Origin of the sequence: Actinoalloteichus caeruleus, from assembly GCF_049311605.1 — a bacterium.
Lineage (GTDB): Bacteria > Actinomycetota > Actinomycetes > Mycobacteriales > Pseudonocardiaceae > Actinoalloteichus_B > Actinoalloteichus_B caeruleus.
This window is the reverse complement of the sequence record NZ_CP186005.1, coordinates 1,675,098-1,694,535: the sequence shown is the minus strand read 5'-3', so window position 1 is coordinate 1,694,535 and position 19,438 is coordinate 1,675,098. Positions and strand designations below refer to the sequence as shown.

Annotated in this window: 15 protein-coding genes; 8 read left to right on the top strand and 7 right to left on the bottom strand. The window is 72.1% G+C overall.

The genetic code is table 11. The annotated features are described in order from the left end of the window. The first annotated feature begins 32 nt into the window (after window positions 1-32). Window positions 33-1,511 carry a carboxylesterase/lipase family protein gene (locus ACOJVX_RS07630; RefSeq protein ID WP_422647365.1) on the top strand — a complete coding sequence of 493 codons (1,479 nt, stop codon included), beginning with the start codon at window positions 33-35 and terminating at the stop codon, window positions 1,509-1,511. 40 nt (window positions 1,512-1,551) lie between these two features. On the opposite strand, the gene uvrB is transcribed toward ACOJVX_RS07630, so the two are convergent. Both uvrB and ACOJVX_RS07620 read right to left on the bottom strand, forming a co-directional pair. Next, a complete protein-coding gene (gene uvrB, locus ACOJVX_RS07625; RefSeq protein ID WP_418154178.1) occupies window positions 1,552-3,705 on the bottom strand; it encodes an excinuclease ABC subunit UvrB in 2,154 nt (717 codons plus the stop codon). Window positions 3,706-3,858: 153 nt separating this feature from the next. After that, complete coding sequence (locus ACOJVX_RS07620) at window positions 3,859-5,166, bottom strand: DUF5685 family protein (protein WP_026418941.1); 1,308 nt, start codon at window positions 5,164-5,166, stop codon at window positions 3,859-3,861. A 257-nt stretch (window positions 5,167-5,423) separates the two neighbouring features. Between ACOJVX_RS07620 and ACOJVX_RS07615 the strand changes: the two genes are divergently transcribed. Beyond that, entirely contained in the window at window positions 5,424-5,990 is a 567-nt protein-coding gene (locus tag ACOJVX_RS07615) for a DUF402 domain-containing protein (protein WP_418154180.1), read from the top strand. A 147-nt stretch (window positions 5,991-6,137) separates the two neighbouring features. After that, window positions 6,138-6,656: a hypothetical protein gene (locus ACOJVX_RS07610; RefSeq protein WP_026418943.1), complete on the top strand. Its 519-nt coding sequence runs from the start codon at window positions 6,138-6,140 to the stop codon at window positions 6,654-6,656. Window positions 6,657-6,784: 128 nt separating this feature from the next. Here the strand turns inward: ACOJVX_RS07610 and coaE are convergent, their stop codons facing one another. Together coaE and rpsA are read right to left on the bottom strand one after the other, a co-directional pair. Next, entirely contained in the window at window positions 6,785-8,002 is a 1,218-nt protein-coding gene (coaE, locus tag ACOJVX_RS07605) for a dephospho-CoA kinase (protein ID WP_026418944.1), read from the bottom strand. Between the two features lie 105 nt (window positions 8,003-8,107). Next, window positions 8,108-9,577 carry a 30S ribosomal protein S1 gene (gene rpsA / locus ACOJVX_RS07600; protein WP_422647364.1) on the bottom strand — a complete coding sequence of 490 codons (1,470 nt, stop codon included), beginning with the start codon at window positions 9,575-9,577 and terminating at the stop codon, window positions 8,108-8,110. A 287-nt stretch (window positions 9,578-9,864) separates the two neighbouring features. Here rpsA and ACOJVX_RS07595 point away from each other — a divergent pair, with 287 nt between their 5' ends. The 3 genes from ACOJVX_RS07595 (at window position 9,865) to ACOJVX_RS07585 (ending at window position 13,356) form a co-directional block, all read left to right on the top strand. Continuing rightward, window positions 9,865-10,752: a class I SAM-dependent methyltransferase gene (locus ACOJVX_RS07595; RefSeq protein WP_418154182.1), complete on the top strand. Its 888-nt coding sequence runs from the start codon at window positions 9,865-9,867 to the stop codon at window positions 10,750-10,752. Between the two features lie 70 nt (window positions 10,753-10,822). After that, on the top strand, window positions 10,823-11,767 hold the full coding sequence (locus tag ACOJVX_RS07590; RefSeq protein ID WP_026418947.1) for a GNAT family N-acetyltransferase: 945 nt from the start codon (window positions 10,823-10,825) through the stop codon (window positions 11,765-11,767). A gap of 527 nt (window positions 11,768-12,294) precedes the next feature. Further along, window positions 12,295-13,356 carry a YncE family protein gene (locus tag ACOJVX_RS07585; protein WP_030105786.1) on the top strand — a complete coding sequence of 354 codons (1,062 nt, stop codon included), beginning with the start codon at window positions 12,295-12,297 and terminating at the stop codon, window positions 13,354-13,356. Window positions 13,357-14,225: 869 nt separating this feature from the next. Here ACOJVX_RS07585 and ACOJVX_RS07580 read toward each other — a convergent pair. Then, the gene (locus ACOJVX_RS07580) at window positions 14,226-14,606 is read right to left on the bottom strand and encodes a VOC family protein (RefSeq protein WP_308208845.1); all 381 of its coding nucleotides are present in this window, start codon (window positions 14,604-14,606) and stop codon (window positions 14,226-14,228) included. A gap of 22 nt (window positions 14,607-14,628) precedes the next feature. Further along, window positions 14,629-17,382 (bottom strand): DNA polymerase I, encoded by a 2,754-nt coding sequence (gene polA, locus ACOJVX_RS07575; RefSeq protein ID WP_418154184.1) that lies wholly within the window; start codon window positions 17,380-17,382, stop codon window positions 14,629-14,631. Between the two features lie 62 nt (window positions 17,383-17,444). Between polA and ACOJVX_RS07570 the strand changes: the two genes are divergently transcribed. Further along, window positions 17,445-17,909, top strand: coding sequence for a hotdog fold thioesterase (locus ACOJVX_RS07570; protein ID WP_026418952.1), 465 nt, complete (start codon window positions 17,445-17,447; stop codon window positions 17,907-17,909). A 72-nt stretch (window positions 17,910-17,981) separates the two neighbouring features. Next, window positions 17,982-18,419 carry an SRPBCC family protein gene (locus tag ACOJVX_RS07565; protein WP_026418953.1) on the top strand — a complete coding sequence of 146 codons (438 nt, stop codon included), beginning with the start codon at window positions 17,982-17,984 and terminating at the stop codon, window positions 18,417-18,419. A gap of 40 nt (window positions 18,420-18,459) precedes the next feature. Here the strand turns inward: ACOJVX_RS07565 and ACOJVX_RS07560 are convergent, their stop codons facing one another. Then, complete coding sequence (locus ACOJVX_RS07560) at window positions 18,460-19,029, bottom strand: adenine phosphoribosyltransferase (RefSeq protein ID WP_030105792.1); 570 nt, start codon at window positions 19,027-19,029, stop codon at window positions 18,460-18,462. Window positions 19,030-19,438: the final 409 nt, after the last annotated feature.

The window sequence follows — 19,438 nt, the reverse complement described above, 5'->3', positions numbered from 1 at the left end:
ACGACTGGTTCCGGTCGAGGACGGGAGCGCGTGTGCGGCGGGAGATCACCACGACCTCGGGGCGGGTCCGGGGCCGTCAGGCCGCACCCGGCGTGCGGGCCCACCTCGGCATCCCCTACGCGGATCCGCCGTTCGGACCGCTCCGGTTCCGCCCACCCCGGCCCCGACGGCCCTGGGCGGGCGTCCGGGACTGCGTCACCTTCGGCCCGGTCGCACCCCAGTCCGCGCGACTGGCCGGGCTGCCGGTCTGGGCGGCGGACGAGGAGGACATCCTCACCCTGAACGTGTGGGCACCCGCCGGATCGGGAGGTCCCTGGCCGGTGCTCACCTGGTTCCACGGCGGGGCCTACACCTTCGGTTCCAGCGCCCAGCCGGACTTCGACGGCGCACGGCTCGCCGCCACCGGCATGGTCGTGGTCACCGTCAACTACCGGCTGGGTTTCGAGGGGTTCGGTCACCTGCCCGGGACGCCGGACAACCGGGGCCTGCTGGACCAGCTCGCCGCGTTGGACTGGGTGGCCGCCAACATCGCCGAGTTCGGTGGTGACCCGGACAGGGTGACCGCAGCCGGGCAGTCGGCGGGCGCCGGTTCGGTCCTGGCGCTGGCCGCCTCGGACCGGGCCACACCGTTCCACCGCGCCATCCTGCACAGCCCGCCACAGGGCTTCCGCTCCCCCTCCGAGGCCGCCACCGTCGCCGACCGCATCGCCACGGCGGCGGGGGTGCGACCGGCGGACCTCGGCTCGGCGCCACCCGAGGCACTGGTCAGGGCCGCCGACCTCGTCGCAGGTGACCACTCGGCGGGCCGCTGGCCGGGGCGGTGGCGGCACGACCCGGTGCTGTACGGGCCGGTGGTCGACGGCGAACTCCTCCGGGCCGACCCGGCGCCGTCACTGGCCCAGGGGGCGGCCGCCGGGACACCCCTGCTGGTCACCCACACCACGGAGGAGTACTGGCTGTTCCACGCGGTGGGCGGGTTGAACCCGGTGCGCACCGAAGGCGAACTCGCGCGGTTCGCCGACGATCTGGGACTGCCGGCGGCCCTGCCCGCCGGCTACCGGCGACTGCTGCCCGACGCGACCGTCGAGGAACTCTGGTTGACGATCTTCGGGGACCTCCGGTACGGCGAGTACGCGGCGCGGCTGGTGGAGAACCAGGTGGCGGCCGGGGGTGCCGCCTGGCTGGCCCTGTTCGACCGCCGACGGGACGCCAGCGGGCAACGGGTCCGGGCCTGGCACCACGCCGACGTGCCCTTCGTCTTCGGCACCCTGGACGCCCCCGGCGCGGACTTCCTGATCGGCGCGGTGGGCACCGACGAGCACCGGTTGGCGCGGCACGTCGGCGCCGCGGTCCTCCGCTTCGCCGCGCACGGGGACCCGGGCTGGACCCCGTTCCACGGCGGCACGGGCCCGGTGGAGGTCTGGGGTGGCGAGCCACGGTCCGTCCCGGCCACGGATCCGGCCCGCCGCGCACTGTGGGAGGACGTCCCGCTGGGGCCGGCCCCGGCCTGACCGGCCCACCCGCTCCCCCGGGTCGCACGGCGCGGTCAGTTCACTGGAGACCGGCCGCGTCCATGCCCCGGAGCTCCTTCTTCAGGTCGGAGATCTCGTCCCGCAGCCGGGCCGCCACCTCGAACTGGAGGTCCCGCGCGGCCCGCATCATCTGGTCGGTGAGCTGGGCGACGAGGTCGGCGAGCTCCGCCCTCGGCATCGACCGCACATCGCGGTCCTCCAGCACACCGGCGCTGGAGGACCCGGGGCCGCCACCCCCGGGCTTCTTGCCCCGGGACGCGTTCCGACCCGAGCCACCGACCGGGACGACCTCCTCGGAGTCCTCCGCCTCCGAGTGGACGCGGTCGAGGATGTCGGCGATCTTCTTGCGCAACGGCTGCGGGTCGATGCCGTGCTCCTCGTTGTAGGCGACCTGCTTCGCCCGACGCCGGTTCGTCTCGTCGATGGCCCGCCGCATCGAGTCGGTGACCGTGTCGGCGTACATGTGCACCTGTCCGGAGACGTTCCGGGCGGCCCGGCCGATCGTCTGGATCAGGCTGGTGCCCGAGCGCAGGAAGCCCTCCTTGTCCGCGTCCAGGATGGCCACCAGCGACACCTCGGGCAGGTCGAGGCCCTCCCGGAGCAGGTTGATGCCGACCAGCACGTCGAACTCACCGATCCGGAGCTGTCGCAGCAGCTCGACCCGGCGGAGCGTGTCCACCTCCGAGTGGAGGTACCGGACCCTGATCCCCAGCTCCAACAGGTAGTCGGTGAGGTCCTCCGCCATCTTCTTCGTCAGCGTCGTCACCAGCACCCGCTCGTCGGCCTCGGTGCGCAACCGGATCTCGTGCACCAGGTCGTCGATCTGGCCCTCGGTGGGCTTGACGTGCACCTCCGGATCGACCAGCCCCGTCGGGCGGATGACCTGTTCGACGAACTCGCCGCCGGTCTGCCCCATCTCGAACGGCCCCGGAGTCGCCGAGAGGTAGACGGTCTGCCCGATCCGGTCGGCGAACTCCTCCCAGTTCAACGGCCGGTTGTCCAGGGCGCTGGGCAGCCGGAACCCGTGCTCGACCAGGGTGCGTTTCCGGGAGGCGTCCCCCTCGAACATCCCCCCGATCTGGGGGACGGTGACGTGCGACTCGTCGATGATGAGCAGGAAGTCGTCCGGGAAGTAGTCGATCAGGGTGGCCGGGGCGGAGCCGGCAGGCCTGTCGTCGATGAACCGCGAGTAGTTCTCGATGCCGGAGCAGAACCCGACCTGCCGCATCATCTCGATGTCGTAGGAGGTCCGCATCCGCAGCCGCTGGGCCTCCAGCAGCTTCCCGCGCCGCTCCATCGACTCCAGCTGGGTGGCCAGCTCGGCCTCGATCTCACCGATCGCCCGTTCCATGCGGTCCGGCCCGGCCACGTAGTGGGTCGCGGGGAAGATGCGGAGTTCGTCGACCTCGCGGACCACCTCTCCGGTGAGCGGGTGCAGGTAGTGGAGCCGGTCGATCTCGTCGCCGAAGAACTCGATGCGGATGGCGAGCTCCTCGTAGGCGGGGATCACCTCCACGGTGTCCCCGCGCACCCGGAAGGTGCCCCGGTTGAAGGCCAGGTCGTTGCGGGTGTACTGCACGTCGACCAACGCCCGCAGCAGCACGTCCCGGTCGACCTCCTCGTTGAGCCGCAACGGGATCGACCTGTCGAGGTACGACTGCGGGGTCCCGAGGCCGTAGATGCACGACACCGAGGCCACCACGAGGACATCCCGCCGGGTGAGCAGGCTCATCGTCGCCGAGTGGCGGAGCCGTTCGACGTCGTCGTTGATCGACGAGTCCTTCTCGATGTAGGTGTCGGTCTGCGGGACGTAGGCCTCGGGCTGGTAGTAGTCGTAGTAGCTGACGAAGTACTCGACGGCGTTCTCCGGGAAGAACCCGCGCAGCTCGTTCGCCAGCTGAGCCGCCAGGGTCTTGTTGGGCGCGAGCAGCAGCGTCGGGCGCTGGACCTTCTCGATCAGCCACGCCGCCGTGGCGGACTTGCCGGTTCCCGTGGCCCCCAGCAGGACCACGTCCTTCTCGCCCGCCCGGATGCGCCGTTCCAACTCGGCGATGGCCTGCGGCTGGTCACCCGCGGGCTCGTAGTCGCTCACGACGCGGAAGCGCCCGTCCGCGCGAGGGATGTCGCTGACCGGACGGAACGCGGAGGAGGCGGTAATCGGTGCGTGTCCCACGTCCACGAGGGTAGGCCGGAACACCGACGGGGGTGGCCCGCCGGGGGCTGGGCCGGGCGCGGCCTCCGCCACCAGGTGGGCCAACTCACCCCGTCGGCGGGTCCGGACGCGGTGGCCGCCGCCACGAGGAGGGTGGGTCTCCCCACCCCGGCCTCAGTCGGAGCAGCAGGAGCAGCTCCCGCAGCAGGAGCAGCCGTTGCCGCAGCAGGAGCAGGCCTCGCAGCAGGGACCGCAGCTCTCGCACAGACCGGTCCGGGGCTGGCCGCTCCACGGGCCCGGGAACGAGTCACGGCAGCAGACCTGGCAGGTGCAGGTCATCCACAGCGCCAACCCGCATCCGGCGAGCACACCCCGGGGCACGGGAGGATTCCGCACCGGGGGGCAGCCGCACCGGCTCCCACCCCCACCACCCGACCGCTCCCCCGGCCCGCCGGGGCCACCGGTGTCGGGCGGATCGGTGGGCCCCGGTCCCTGCCCCGGGTACTCCTGGTACGGCCGGTCATGACCGTGGTCGGGAGGAAGGTGCCGGAGCCCCGGCAGGGTGGTGCGTCCCTGGTGGCCGTGGCCCTGCCCCTCGCGTCCCGCCGGGGGCCCGTCGACGTGCCCCCGGAAGGCGTGGCGCACCGAGCGGGGCAGCTGGTGGGCGAGCAGTGCGTGCGCGAGGCGGGAGTCGGTGAGGGTCACCCGGCGCAGCGCGGCGAGCAGGTCGTCGAGCGCCTCCGCGCAGAGCTCACGGGCCCGGTCCAGGCTCGTCGCGGTGGCGGTCAGCGGGTTCCACGCCCCGCTGGCGGTGTCCGACGGCAGGTCCTGGACCGCGTCCAGGAGGTGCCCCAGCCGGCCGAACATCCGGCCCGCCTCGCGCAGCGGGTCGGCGTTCCCCGGCATCCCGGCCAGCACCGCGGTGTGGGCGAAGGCCTGGGCGGTCGCCGACTCGGTCGGTGCCGTCACCACGCGGACGTCGGAGCCCGGTCGAGCGTCCCGTTCCACCTCGTCCTGGTGCGCGACGACCGCCAGCAGGGAGTCGGTGTCCAGCCGCAGGCCCCGGCCGGCGGCGGAGACCTGACGTGCCCAGCGGTCGGCCACCCGACCGGCGACCGAGCGCACCGGCCGGCGCGCGTAGTGGCCGTCGCCGTCGAGCACGTGGTCCCGGATTCGGGCGGAGGCCAGCGCGAGGGACACCGTGGCCGCCAGTCTGGCCCCCGCGCCCACCGCCACCGAGGCACCCCGGAAGCCGCGCAACGCGCAGGGCCCGGCGGCCCGTTGGGCCGCGCGCGTCCCCTCCGGTGGCAGCTGGGCGGTGAACAGGACCGACAGCAGCAGCCCGTCGTAGCTCGTCGCGACCCTCGCCAGGTGCCCGTGCGCGTCACGGAGCGCGAGGCACAGACCGCACAGGTGCCCCATCCAGGCGGTGCGCAGCGCCGGGGGCAGGGTGTGCTGGCAGGGCCGAAGAATCCCGAACACGTGTCCCTCCACGACCGTCGCGGGTCCCTCCCGCGCCGGGGAGCACAGTCCAGCGCATTTTCACCCATGCGGGGGACGCTGTAATCAAAAAGCCGCCTACCCCAGCACCCCGGGGACGCCCTGTTCGCACTGACGGAGGAGGAAGGGGCCCCCACGGCCCGGGCAGGCCGGCCGGCCAGTTCATCCTGGGTGAGCACCCGACCACGCGGACGGCGAGGGCGCCTCCGCCCCCTTCCCCGGATGTGCACTATTGGTGCATGAGCGTCGAGACCACCGCCGCCGCCCCGCACATCCACGCGCCCAAGATCGAGCTCTTCGACACCAGAACCATGACCAACACCGATCCGAAGGGATTCCGCCGCACCGTCGACGAGTACCGGCGCGAGGAGTTCGGTCTGTACCTCGCCAGGGAGGTGGTGGACCACCACCGCTTCCGCTACCTGGAATCGTGGCTGTTGCCGGAACACCGCATTCGGTTGAGTCGGTGGACGTGGTGGCCCGGCGAGGAGGCCGACTACGACTTCTACCTCGACGTCGCCGAGATCACCCGTTCCCCGGAGGACCCCGCGCGGTGGCGGACCCGCGACTGCTACCTCGACATCCTCGTCCGCACCGGACGCGGCGTGGAGGTGGTGGACTCCGACGAGCTCATCGCGGCCGTCCGGGCCGACCTGCTCTCCGCTGACAGCGCGGAACGCGCCATGACCGCGGCGCACCACGCCGTCGGCGGCATCGCGGCGCACGGCTACGACGTCACCGCCTGGCTCGCGTCCACCGGCGTCACGATCACCTGGCGAGAGCCAACCGACTCCGCCGACAGCTGACGAGGAATTCGTCAACCGCTGTCCGGGTCGTTCTTCCCCGCGATTCGGGAACGGAACGGAGTCACTGATCGACAATGCCGGATTCGTAACAGAAAGACGATGTTCCCCTCATCACAAAGTGGGGCGAAATGGCTACCCTCTGAGCTTGTGGGCGCCGTTGTCACACCGCAGTTGATCGATGTGGTCGACACGATCACCTCGGTCCGGAACTACCCGTCCGGAACACGTCACCATCTCACCACCTGTCGGGTCGAGCACTGGGGCTTACGCACCGAGAGCGCGACACCCGACGATCCGTTCACCAGCTCCGAGGTCAGCTGGGTCCTGCCCGCCCAGGGCATCAGGATCCAGCGCCGCCGACCCCGGTCGCGGCACGCCAGAAGCGGACCGACCCTGCTGACGGCCATCAGGGTCACCCACGACCACCGCTCCTGGCGGACCACCGACCTCCTCCTGGGGCTCGCCCTCCAGGGTCGGCGGACTCCCCGCATCGTGAACTCGGCCGAGTTCGCGGCGGCGGTGACCGGCCGCGTCCTCCGCGCGGCCGACGCCGAACTGGCGCTGCGGACCGTGCACCGCACGCTGGAGGAGATCAGCGAGTACCACCACGACCTGGGCAGCTGGCTGTTGGGACTCGGCATCACCCGGTCCCTGCCCGGGGGCTGAGCGCGTCGGGGTCGGCGGTGGGTGCGCCGTTACCGACCCCGACGACCAGCCCGGCCCGCCGGGACCAGCCGGTCCCGGGGGTCGCGCACGCCCCGGTTCGAGCAACCCGCCCCCGTCTGGTCCCCCGACTAGGTCCGGCCGGTCTCGTCCCCGGCCCGCCACCCCACCCGCGCGGCCCACCGGTCGGCCGCTGGCAACCGTTCCGTGAACCAGGGCTCCTTGCCGGCCGTGTACGCCGCCGCGTCGCGGTCGCGGCCGAACCTCTCGGCCGTCGCGCGCTTGAGGCTGGCGTAGTCCGCCCGCGCCGCCTCATCCGCCCGCAACCATGCCGGGAACAGCAGCGCGTACCGCCACCCCTCGGTCCCGACGACCCGCACGTGCAGGTTCACCGCGCGTCCCGGGTCCGCCGAGGTGTGCACGCGCTTGCGCCACTGGTCCGGGTCCGGGTCCCACGGCTGCGGGGCGTCGGAGTCGATGCCCTCGAAACGCGGGAACCCGGCAGCGGCGAGCGGGGCGGCGAGGGCGTCCGCCGTCGCGAGGTCCGCCACCGTCAGCTGGAGGTCGAGGACGTCCTTCGCCGGCAGGTGGGGAACGGAGGTGGAACCGACGTGGTCGACGCGCAGCGCGTCGGGCCCGGCCACGCGGCGCACCCGCTCGACGATCCGCGCGGCCTGCGCCGCCCAGTCCGGGTCGTGGTCGACCAGCACCGGGGCGGTGGCGTCCCGACCCGAGCGGACCAGTCGCACGTTGCGCTCGAAGGGGACCAGGCGGTCACGCCACAGGGCGTCCACCTCGGCCAGCAACACCCGCCGGGACGCCGTGTTGTCCAGCAGGACGTCCGCCGCCGCCCGACGGTCCTCGTCCGTCGCCTGGCTGCCGATGCGACCCCGGGCCTCGGACTCGGTCATCCCCCGGGTCCGACGCAACCGATCCACCCGGACCCGCTCGGGGGCCATCACCACCACCGCCAGGTGGTACTGGGAACTCATCCCCTTCTCGACCAGGAGCGGGATGTCGTGGACGACGACCGCGTCCGGGGGAGCGGCCTCGAACGCCGCGGCGGCCAACTCCGCCACCCGGGGGTGCAGGATCGAGTTCAAGCGGGCCCGCTCCGCCTCGTCCGAGAAGACACGCCGCGCCACCTCCGGGCGGTCCAGGGCCCCCTCCGGGGTCAGCACCCCGACGCCGAACGCGGCGACGACCTCCCGCAGCCCCTCGCTACCGGGCGCCACCACCCTCCTGGCCAGTTCGTCCGCGTCGACCACGACGGCCCCGTGCTCGGCCAGCCGCCGCGCGACGGTGGACTTCCCCGCACCGATGCCCCCGGTCAGTCCGATACGCAGCACAGCGACCCCTCCCGAAACGCGTCAGAGCCCGCACCTCGGGAGGTGCGGGCTCTGACGACCGTACTGGCTCACTCAGCGCGGATCAAAGATCCGGGCTGATCGCGCTCACGCGCCGCCGGACAGCTTCTCCCGCAGGGCGGCGAGCTGCTCGTCGCTGGCGAGCGAACCGCTGGAGTCGGCACGCGGAGTGTCGGACGAGTAGCTCTGGTCGCCGACCGGCTCCACGTCCACGCCCTCCTCGGCAGCCTTGGTGACCTGCTTCTTGTGCTGCTCGTAGCGGCGCTGGGCCTCGGCGTACTGGCCCTCCCACTCCTCGCGCTGCGAGTCGTAGCCCTCCATCCACTCCTGGGTCTCCGGGTCGAAGCCCTCGGGGTAGATGTAGTTGCCCTCGTTGTCGTACTCGGCGGCCATGCCGTACTGGGTCGGGTCGAACTCCATCTCGGGAGTGAAGCCCTCGTTGGCCTGCTTCAGCGACAGCGAGATGCGGCGACGCTCGAGGTCGATGTCGATGACCTTGACCATGACCTCGTTGCCGACCTGCACGACCTGCTCCGGCACCTCGACGTGGCGCTCGGCCAGCTCCGAGATGTGGACCAGACCCTCGATGCCCTCGTCCACCCGGACGAACGCGCCGAAGGGGACCAGCTTGGTGACCTTGCCGGGCACGATCTGGCCGATGGCGTGCGTCCTGGCGAACTGGCGCCACGGGTCTTCCTGGGTGGCCTTGAGCGACAGCGACACGCGCTCGCGCTCCATGTCCACGTCGAGCACCTCGACGGTGACCTCCTGGCCCACCTCGACGACCTCGCTCGGGTGGTCGATGTGCTTCCAGGAGAGCTCGGAGACGTGCACCAGACCGTCCACCCCGCCGAGGTCGACGAAGGCACCGAAGTTGACGATCGAGGAGACGACGCCCTTGCGGACCTGCCCCTTCTGGAGCTGGTTGAGGAACTCGCTCCGCACCTCGGACTGGGTCTGCTCCAGCCAGGCGCGCCGGGACAGGACCACGTTGTTGCGGTTCTTGTCCAGCTCGATGATCTTCGCCTCGAGCTCGCGGCTGACGTAGGGCTGGAGGTCCCGGACGCGGCGCATCTCGACGAGGGAGGCGGGGAGGAAGCCCCGGAGGCCGATGTCGAGGATCAGGCCGCCCTTGACGACCTCGATGACGGTGCCCTTGACCGGCTCGTCCTTCTCCTTGAGCGCCTCGATGGTGCCCCAGGCGCGCTCGTACTGGGCGCGCTTCTTGGACAGGATCAGCCGACCTTCTTTGTCCTCCTTCTGGAGGACAAGGGCCTCGACGTGGTCACCGACGGTGACCACCTCGGCCGGATCGACGTCGTGCTTGATCGACAGCTCGCGCGAAGGAATGACGCCTTCGGTCTTGTAGCCGATGTCGAGCAGCACCTCGTCACGATCGACCTTGACGATGGTGCCTTCAACGATGTCGCCATCGTTGAAGTACTTGATGGTTTCGTCGATGGCCGCGAGGAAGTCCTCCTCCGTCCCGATATCGTTGACGGCAACCTGCTGCTTCGACGAGTTGGCAGCCGGGACAGTGGTGGTGTCGGTGGACATTAGGTAGGTGGCTCCGGTATGGATTCGAGGTAGCGGGCGACTTGCTTCACTTGTCTGCTCTGGACGCCATCGTAGGCCTCCGCGCGACGGGCCGGTAGCTCGCCACCGATCGGTGGCACGACCCCCGCGGGCCCGGATCCACTCCGGCGTCCACGCGACTCGCGGCCCTGACGGGTGCGGAACAGTCTGACAACGCAGAGGTATCGTACGCGCCCAGGTGATCCCTGGGCAAACCCGGATGCGATCCGAAGAAGTTGATCAACGCAGGTAGACGGGTCGGTGGACGAGTGACGAACAGTCCCCAGCCGGGTGCGGGGTCGCCAGCACCCGGGACGACCGGCGACCCGAGGTTCCGGCACGCGGAGGGCACCCTCGGCACCAGCGGGGTGTCCCGCACCACACCCGGGCCGGCCGCCGCCCGCGCCGCCAGCCGCGCGTGGTGGGACGCCGACGCCGACGACTACCAGCGCGAACACGGAGACTTCCTCGGGCTGACCGAGTTCCGGTGGGCCCCGGAGGGCGTCACCGAAGGCGACCTCGGGCTCCTCGGCGAGGTGCGAGGAGCCAGCGTCCTGGAGGTCGGCTGCGGGTCCGCGAGCTGCTCCCGCTGGCTTCGGACGCGGGGCGCCCACCCGGTCGCCATGGACCTTTCCGCCGGCATGTTGCGCCACGCCGCGCTGGGCGCCGCCGAGTCCGGCGTCGACGTCCCCCTGGTGCTGGCGAGCGCGGACGCGCTCCCGTTCGCCTCGGAGAGCTTCGACCTCGCGTGCTCGGCGTTCGGCGCGGTCCCGTTCGTCTCCGACCTCGACCGGTTGACCTCCGAGGTCGCCCGGGTCCTCCGGCCCGGCGGACGGTGGGTCTTCGCCGTGACTCACCCGATGCGGTGGATCTTCCCGGACGATCCCGGCCCCGCGGGCCTGACGGTCCGCCAGTCGTACTTCGACCGGACGCCCTACGTCGAGGTCGACGAGGACGGGGTGCCGACCTACGTGGAGTACCACCGGACGATCGGCGACCACGTCCGCGCCCTGGTCGGTGCGGGGCTTCGGCTCGTCGACCTGGTGGAGCCGGAGTGGCCGGCGGGGCACGACCGGGTGTGGGGGCAGTGGAGCCCGCTGCGCGGTCGGCTGTTCCCGGGCACCGCCATCTTCCGCGCGGAGAAGGCGGACGGCTGACGGTCGGCGCCGTCGGGACGGGCTGCCACGCTGGGCCGGTGCCACCCCCGAGCCGCGACAGGAACGAGCGATGACCACCACCCGCAACCTCCTCGCCGAGCAGTCGGCGCGCTTCGCCCGACTGGACCCCGTGATCCCGGCCCAGCGGGTCGCGCCCGTGGGAGAACCGGTGGTCGCCGCCCTGCCCGACGGCAGGGTGGTCGGGGGCGTGGTCGCCTTCCACCACCACCCTCCCGGCACCGTGTCCAGCCTGTGGTCGGCCCGGTACTGCCGCGAGCTGACGCCCCTGCTCGGCTCGGTGGGGGCGGAGGGACTGGCCGAACTCCTCGCCGCGGCCCGCCCGGTACTGGTGGACGGGCTGGCGGCCGAACCGGACTCGGCGGTCGAGGTGATCTGGCCCAGCCGGGACGCCGAGGCGACGCGGGTGCTGCTCGACCACGGCTTCGTGCCGCTGAGCGTGCTCGCGATCAGGACCACCGCCGCCCCGTCCCGGCCGGCACCGGTCGACGACCGGGTCCGGGTGCGCCGGGGCGGGCCCTCGGACCTGACGGAGGTCCTGGACCTGGCGATGGCGGAGTTGGAGTACTCCGCGCTGGTCGGCGGGACCGTCCTGCGCCCGGACGCCCGTGACCTGAAGGCGGAGACCCTGCGGACGAGGCTGGCGGGGGACCACCCCGTCTGGCTGGCGGAGGTGGACGGACTGGTGATCGGCCTCGCCGAGGGCGCGTGGAGCCCGGTGGCGGAGGGCAGCCCGGGGTCGACCCGCCTCCCCACCGGCCTCCTCGGGTACGTCAACTGCGTGTCGGTGGCCTCCGGAGCCCGAGGGCTGGGCGTGGGTCAGCTGTTGATGGCCCGGGCGCACGAGGAGTTCGACACGGCGGGGGCGCGGGCCACCTACCTGTACTACAACCCGCCCAACCCGCTCAGCTCGGTGTTCTGGCCACGACAGGGCTACCGGCCGCTCTGGACCATCTGGGAATCCCGTCCCGCCACCGGACTGCGTCACGGCCCGTGATGACACAGCGTCACTCCGAAATCGGACAATAATAGTTACCACATGGTTATCTCACGAGAGTGACGTTTCCCCCCGGATCGAGTTGACCAGCGGTGGAGACCACGGAACAGCGGCCCCCCAGTCGTCCACCCCGCCAGCCCGCGCATCCCGTGCCCGGCACGACCCCCGACGGCGCACACCCAGCGTGACCTGCGACGCGACGCCCCACCTCGCGTCCACTGGCGCCCACCGCCACCGCCGGCGGAACCGCCGAGGCGGCTGGCCGAGGGCGCGGCGCGACCGGGCCGGGGGCCGTCACCCGGGGCCGCTCCCCGCCCCTGACCCGGCCAGCCCAGTCACCGTTGCGTCGTCGGTCGCATTCCCGGTGTGACATTCGGCCGCCGAACACCCCGCCGATCGGGGTAGCCAGCCATTGACTGCTCACTTCGCGCCCCTGTTCACTCCACAGTTGATTGCGCAAGCAACCTGCGGGGGCGAACCTCCCCCCGCGGGTCGGGTGGTGGTACCTCGGTCGAGGAGGAGACGAGATGGTGGACAGACGTTCGATGCTCAAGCTCGTGGCGGCGGGCGGAGTGGCCGGCGGCCTGGGGCTGGCCGGCGCGGGGAGCGCGCTCGCCGGGGGCCACCGCCCCCGACCGGGCAGTGGACGCACCGGCGACATCCTCGCCCTGGTCGAGAAGGGCAGCCACCAGCTGAGCTTCTTCGACACCGCGAGCGGCGAGCGCCAGACGACGATCGGGCTTCCCGACTACCCGCACGAGATGGTCTCCGACCGGCGCAAGCGTTACGCCTTCATCGGCCACTACGGGGTGCGGATGTCCGGCGACGAGGGCCAGGGCGGGAACTCCGTCCTCGTCGTCGACCTCCAACGGCGCCGCCTCGTGCGCACCATCAGCACGGGATCCCACAACCGCATCCACGGACTGGCCGTCGACCGCCAGGACCGGCTCTTCGTGTTGAGCGAGGGCACGAACACCCTGCTGGTCTTCGACGACCCGCTCACCGACACCCGCCCGGCCGCCGTCCTGCCGACCGGGGGCCGCAAGACCCACATGGTCGCGGTGACCCGCGACGGCGAGCGCGCCTTCGCCACCGGCCTGGAATCGAACTCGGTCTCCGTGGTCCGCCCGTGGGTCGCCTCCGTCGGGCCCCGGGTGGTGGGTGCCGGGGCGCTGCCGGAGGGCTGCTCGCTCAGCGAGGACGAGCGCACCCTCTACGTGGGTGCCCGGCAGACCCCGGCGGTGCTGGAGTTCGACACGGCCTCGATGCGGCTGCGCCGGTCCTTCCCCATCAACGGGGACCCGCTGCGGGTGTACGCGATCAGGAAGAACCGGCTGCTGATCACGGACATCCAGAACAACCAGGTCCACCTGTACACCCGGGACTACCGGCACATCGCGTCGATCACGATGCGGGGCATCCCCGCGTCGGCGATCCTCCACCCCGACGAGGACATCGCCCTGATCCCGCAGTTCGAGACGAGCACGGTGAGCACCATCGACCTGACCACGAACACCGTGATCGGCGAGTTCGACTGCGGCACGGAGCCGGACGGCTCCGTCCTGCTCGTCGGCGGAAGCCGCCGCTGAGAGAGCCGCCCAGGGGCTCGGCCCAACCCGCCGGGCCGGTCGTCACGGGCCGGCCCGGTCCGCCGCCCGCGCCGAAGGGAGTCGGCCACCGACGGCCATCGACGGCCGCCGGCACCGACCACCCGGCGACGGGCGCGTGGCGGTCCTCCCGCCGTCCGGCGCGGTTCGGGCGCGCGGGCGCGTGCCAGGCCAGCCGCGAGCGCCCCGGAGCCGGGTCCGGCGACCGGGACGGCGCGTGGCGGGGACGCCCGACCCCGCCACCGCGGTGAACCCGGGGTGGGAACACCGGACCGACGACACCCCCGGTCGCTCCACGCCGGTGGCTGGGGGCGGGTCAGCGCCCGGGCACCCGGCCCCGACCCGGTCACTGGGGTGGCTCGTCCCGCCGGCACGGCGGATCCTCGTCCGGCCCGGCTCCCCCGCCACCGGCCTCCACGGAGGGCCGGTACGGCGGAGGCGTTGGCGAACCACGTCCCACCGGCGGAGCCACGCCCCGCTCGAGGACAGCGGCGGCACCGCCGTCGCGCCCGGGTGAGGGGGCCACGCCTGCGCGAACGCCCCCGGCCACGCCGCCCAGGGACGCCCCAGGGGGCGGTCGACGCCACCGACCGGGCCGGCGGTAGGGCCTGGCCCGTCGGGCACGGGGCGTCGCCCCCGGCGGCAGCGCACGGGAGCGCCCGAGGGTGGTCGGGGCACCTCCGTGATGGCGCCAGCCCACGGCCATCGCGGGGTCCCGACGCCGGACGCGCGCGCCAGCCCGGCCCCGTCCCCCGCGACCGGGCGGTTCCCGCCACCCGCTCGCTCCTCCGGCACCGCCTCGCGCCGCACCGGGTGGGGATCGACCGCACCCGGCCGGTCCCCACCCCGGCTCAGAGCTCCTCGTACCTCGCGACCTCGACGAGGTTGCCGTCCGGATCGCGGAAGTACAGCGAGATCATCGGGCCGAGCGCGCCCTGCCGCGAGACCGGTCCCTCCTCGATCCGCACGTCACAGGCCCACAGGTGGTCCTTCACCTCGGCGATGGGGGTGGTGGTGATGAGGCAGAGGTCCACCGAACCGGGCAACGGGTAGGTCGCGGACGGCCCGATCTCCTGCGAGGCGGGGTGCAGGTTGATCCGCTGCACCCCGAACGCCAGGCCCTGGCGCCCCTCCGCGTAGGTGACCGGTTGCATGCCGAGCACGTCGCGGTAGAACGCGACCGTCCGGTCCATGTCGTTGACGGTCATCACTATGTGATCGAACCGCTCCACCTTGAACAACGTGACCTCCCGGTCAGTGTGCCGCGGCGTCCCAGGAGGCGCCCACGCCGACCGAGACCTCCAGCGGCACGTCCAGTTGGTACGCACTGCCCATCTCGGCCCGGACCAGTTCCTCCACCGCTTCCCGCTCGCCCTCGGCGATCTCGAGCACGAGTTCGTCGTGCACCTGTAGCAGCATCCTCGACCGGAGTCCGGCGGCGACGAGCGCGCGGTGGACGCCGAGCATCGCGACCTTGATGATGTCGGCCGCGCTGCCCTGGATGGGAGCGTTGAGCGCCATCCGCTCCGCCATCTCCCGGCGCTGGCGGTTGTCGCTCGTCAGATCCGGCAGGTAGCGGCGGCGACCCAGCACGGTCTCGGTGTAGCCGTCCTTCCTCGCCCGCTCGACGACGGCCTGGAGGTAGTCCCTGACCGCGCCGAACCGCGCGAAGTACGCCTCCATCTGAGCCTTGGCCTCGTCGGCCGAGATGCGCAGTTGCTGAGCCAGACCGTACACCGAGAGCCCGTAGGCGAGTCCGTAGGACATCGCCTTGACCCGCCGGCGCAACTCGGCGCTCACCTCGGTCGGAGCGACGTCGAAGGCTCGGGAGGCGACGTAGGTGTGCAGGTCCTCACCCTCGCGGAACGCCGTGAGGAGACCCTCGTCACCGGAGAGGTGCGCCATGATGCGCATCTCGATCTGGCTGTAGTCGGCGGTCATCAACTCCTGGAAGCCGGAGCCGACGACGAACGCCTCCCGGATGCGCCGCCCCTCCTCGCTGCGGATGGGGATGTTCTGGAGGTTGGGCTCGGTGGACGAGAGGCGGCCGGTCGCGGCGATCGTCTGGTTGAAGGTGGTGTGGATCCGCCCGTCGTCCGCGATCGCCTTGATCAGGCCCTCGACCGTGGTGCGCAGACGGGTGGCGTCGCGGTGGGCCAGCAGGTGCGCCAGGAACGGGTGGCCGGTGGTGGCGTGCAGGTTCTGGAGCGCCTCGGCGTCGGTCGTGTAGCCCGTCTTCGTGCGCTTGGTCTTGGGCATCCCCAGTTCGTCGAACAGGACGACCTGGAGCTGCTTGGGCGAGCCGAGGTTGATCTCCTTGCCGATCTCGCCGTAGGCGTCCCGCGCCGCCTGCCGCACCTTCGCGGCGAAGTCGGCCTCCAGGCCGGCGAGCCGGTCGGCGTCGACGGCGATGCCGGCGGACTCCAGCTCGGCGAGCACCGCGAGCAGCGGGAGTTCGAGCTCACCGAGCAGGGACACCCCGTCCCGGACGGGACCTCCCCCGGTCGGACCCGTCCCCTCCGCGGCTGATCCCCACCGCAGCACCGCGTCAAGGGCGTCGGCGAGCTCACCGGTGGCCCTGGCGATGACGATGGTGTCCCGAGCCACGGCTCCCTCCTCCTCGTCCGGGTCGCCGAGGAGGGAGAGCTGGGCTCCCGTCTCGGGTTCCTCCCTGCGGAGTTCGCGGCCGAGGTGCCGGAGGACGAGATCGCTGAGCTCGAAGGACCGTTGCCCGGGGCGGACCAGGTAGGCGGCGAGGGCCGTGTCGCTGGTCAGGCCGTCGAGGCTCCAGCCACGTCCCCGGAGGCCGTGCAGCGCTCCCTTGGCGTCGTGCATCGCCTTGGGGCGCGACGCGTCCGCGAGCCAGTCCGCGAGCGCCCGTTCGTCGTCCTCGGTGAGGTCCTCGGTGACCAGGTAGGCGCCCTCGCCGGTGCCGGTGGCCACGGCGAGGCCCTCCACGTCTCCGGCGCCCCTCGCCCAGGAGCCGCGTACGGCGAGGCCCACCCGGTCCCCAGGGGAGGTGTGCTCCGCGAGCCAGTCGCGGACCGCTCCCGGCTGGAGCCGGCCGCCCCGGACCTCGAACCCCTCGTCGGCCTCTGGCTCGGCGCTGGACAGGGTGTTGAACAGGCGGTCGCGGAGGACGCGGAACTCGAGGTCGTCGAAGAGGCGGTGCACGGCGTCCCTGTCCCAGGGGCGCATCGCGAGGTCGTCAGGTTCGACACCGAGGTCGACGTCCCTGGCGAGCTCGGTGAGCTGCCGGTTGAGCAGCACGGTGGCCACCCGCTCCCGCAGGTTGTCGCCAGCCTTGCCCTTCACCTCGTCGACCCGGTCGACGAGGGCGGCGAGGGAGCCGAACTCCCTGATCCACTTCGTCGCCGTCTTCTCCCCCACCCCGGGGATGCCGGGGAGGTTGTCGGAGGGATCGCCCCGGAGAGCCGCGAAGTCCGGGTACTGGGCGGGCCGCAGGCCGTACTTCTCCTCCACCGCCTCGGGGGTGAAGCGGGTCAGTTCCGACACCCCGCGCTTGGGGTAGAGCACCGTGACCTCGTCGTTGACCAGTTGCAGGGCGTCCCGGTCGCCGGTGCAGATCAGCACCCGGACCCCTTCGGCCGTCGCCTGGGTGGTCAGGGTGGCGATGATGTCGTCCGCCTCGTACCCCTCGACGGCGAGGGTGACGATGCCCAGGGCCTCGAGCACCTGCTTGATCAGGTCGACCTGGCCCTTGAAGTCGTCGGGCGTCGCGGACCGGTTCGCCTTGTACTCGGGGAAGCTCTCGGTTCGGAAGGTCTTCCTGGAGACGTCGAAGGCCACCGCGAGGTGGGTCGGCTGCTCGTCCCGCAGCAGGTTGATCAACATCGACGTGAAGCCGTAGACCGCGTTGGTGGTCTGCCCGGCACCCGTCCGGAAGTTCTCCGCGGGCAGGGCGTAGAACGCGCGGTAGGCCAGGGAGTGGCCGTCGAGCAGGAGCAGTTGGTTCGGGTGCTGGCTGGCACCGTCAGTCACAGGCACGGCCGCCGAGTCTAGGGTGCCAAGACGACACCTTTGTGCGACGTCTCGCCCAGGAGGCCCCGGTGGAGCGCAGTACGCAGTCCCGTCCGCACCAGGAAAGCTCGTCGTTAGCGCGGGACGGAGCCGCCGCGGGCCTGCCTCCGCTGGCGTTCCCCGACGAGCAGCTGATCGACCGAATGGGGATCCACATCACCCGGTGGGAGGAGGAGTCGGTGGAGGCCACCATGCCGGTGGCCGGCAACCGGCAGCCGTTCGGCCTGCTGCACGGCGGGGCCAACGCGGTGCTCGCGGAGACCCTCGGCTCCGTCGCGGCGTCCCTGTACGCCGGTCCGACCCGGCTCGCCGTGGGCCTGGAGCTCTCCTGCACCCACCACCGCGCGGTGACCGAGGGAACGGTCACCGGGGTGGCGACCCCGGTGCACCGGGGCCGGACGACCGCCACCTACGAGATCATCGTCCGGGACGAGGCCGGCCGGCGCAGCTGCACCGCCCGGCTGACCTGCGTGCTCCGGGACCGGCCGGCCTGACCGGCCCGGCTGGGGCGTCCCGGCCCGCACCGACGAGCACCCGCGAACGACCAGACCGACAGGGGAGGACCTGTGGCGGAACAACGGATCTCGCTGACCAGGACGATCTCGGCGAAGCCGGAACGGATCTTCAACCTGCTCGCCGACCCCGGGCGGCACGCCCTGGTCGACGGCTCGGGCACCGTGCTCTCGGCCCGCTCCGGCGGGCCGGAGCGGCTCTCCCTGGGCAGCACCTTCGGGATGTCCATGCGCCTGGGGCTCTCGTACCGCATCACCAACACGGTGGTGGAGTTCCGGGAGAACGAACTGATCGCCTGGCGGCACGCCGGGGGCCACCGGTGGCGTTGGGAGCTACGGGACAACGGTGACGGCACGACGGACGTGACCGAGACGTTCGACTGGTCCACGTCCCGCGCCCCGAAGGCGTTGGAGTTCGCCCGCATCCCCCAGCGGAACCTGCGGGCGATCAAGGCGAGCCTGCGTCGACTGGAGGCCGTGATGACCGCCTGACGAGGTCGCCGTCCCAGCGCGGTGCCGGTGGACGCGCCGGTCAGGCGCCCGCCGGCACCGTGCACAGCAGCCGCAGGCGGTGCTCGCGCAGCACCTGCTCACCGCCGAGCCCGTCGAGACCCACGATCACGCCCATGCCCGCGACCGTCCCGCCCGCCTCGGTGACGAGCCGGGCCGCCGCGGCGAGGGTGCCCCCGGTGGCGAGGACATCGTCGACGACCAGTACGCGGTGCCCACCGACGACGGCGTCCCGCTGGATCTCCAGCACGTTCTCGCCGTACTCGAGCGAGTACCCGGCGCGGTGGACGTCGCCGGGCAACCTGCCGGGCTTGCGGGCCAGCACCAGGGGTATGCCCAAGCTGTTGGCCAGCGCCGCTCCGAGGACGAAGCCCCGTGCCTCCAGCCCGAGGACGAGGTCGACGTCCCCGCCGAAGGTCGTCCCGAACTCGTCGACGACGTCCCGGAAGAGGCCCGGGTCCGCGTAGAGCCCCCCGAGGTCCCGGAACAGGACGCCGGGCTGGGGGAAGTCGGGGTACTCGCGCAGGCTCCGCTCGACGCGGGCCGCGAGGTCGGACCCGGTCGGCGGCGGAGTGGGTTCGGCGGGCAGCATGGACACAGCGCGAAGGTACCCGACGGGTCACCCGGCCGGCGCACGAGCTGATCCGCCCGGCGCACGGGTGGGACCGCCCGGCGCGGAAAACGGGTGAGCGAGCCACCTCGCATTGTGACCCGGACAACCGAATTGTCACGCTGCGCGCCGGAACCAATACCCCGGGTGTGGAATTTCGCGTGATTCGGGCCGCAGCCGGGAACAGTGGGTGGGCGGATCTGGTTGTGCGGTCTCGTACGCGCCGAGGATTCGCCCAGCGGATAACGCTTTGCGGATAGGGGCATAACGAAGCGGTAATGCCGTGGGTGTTTTTCCGGCTACCACGCGTAGATAGCATTCGGATCACTTCACGACGATGTGACCTCGTGCGGCACTCGACGACTGCACTATGTTGTTTCTCCGCGTGTTC

Excerpts from the sequence above, each read along its gene's own strand:
- ACOJVX_RS07615 (WP_418154180.1), top strand. The coding sequence starts at position 5,424 with ATGAGCGTCGAGACCACCGCCGCCGCCCCGCACATCCACGCGCCCAAG.
- rpsA (WP_422647364.1), bottom strand. The coding sequence starts at position 9,577 with ATGTCCACCGACACCACCACTGTCCCGGCTGCCAACTCGTCGAAGCAG.
- ACOJVX_RS07590 (WP_026418947.1), top strand. The coding sequence starts at position 10,823 with ATGACCACCACCCGCAACCTCCTCGCCGAGCAGTCGGCGCGCTTCGCC.
- ACOJVX_RS07585 (WP_030105786.1), top strand. The coding sequence starts at position 12,295 with ATGGTGGACAGACGTTCGATGCTCAAGCTCGTGGCGGCGGGCGGAGTG.
- ACOJVX_RS07560 (WP_030105792.1), bottom strand. The coding sequence starts at position 19,029 with ATGCTGCCCGCCGAACCCACTCCGCCGCCGACCGGGTCCGACCTCGCG.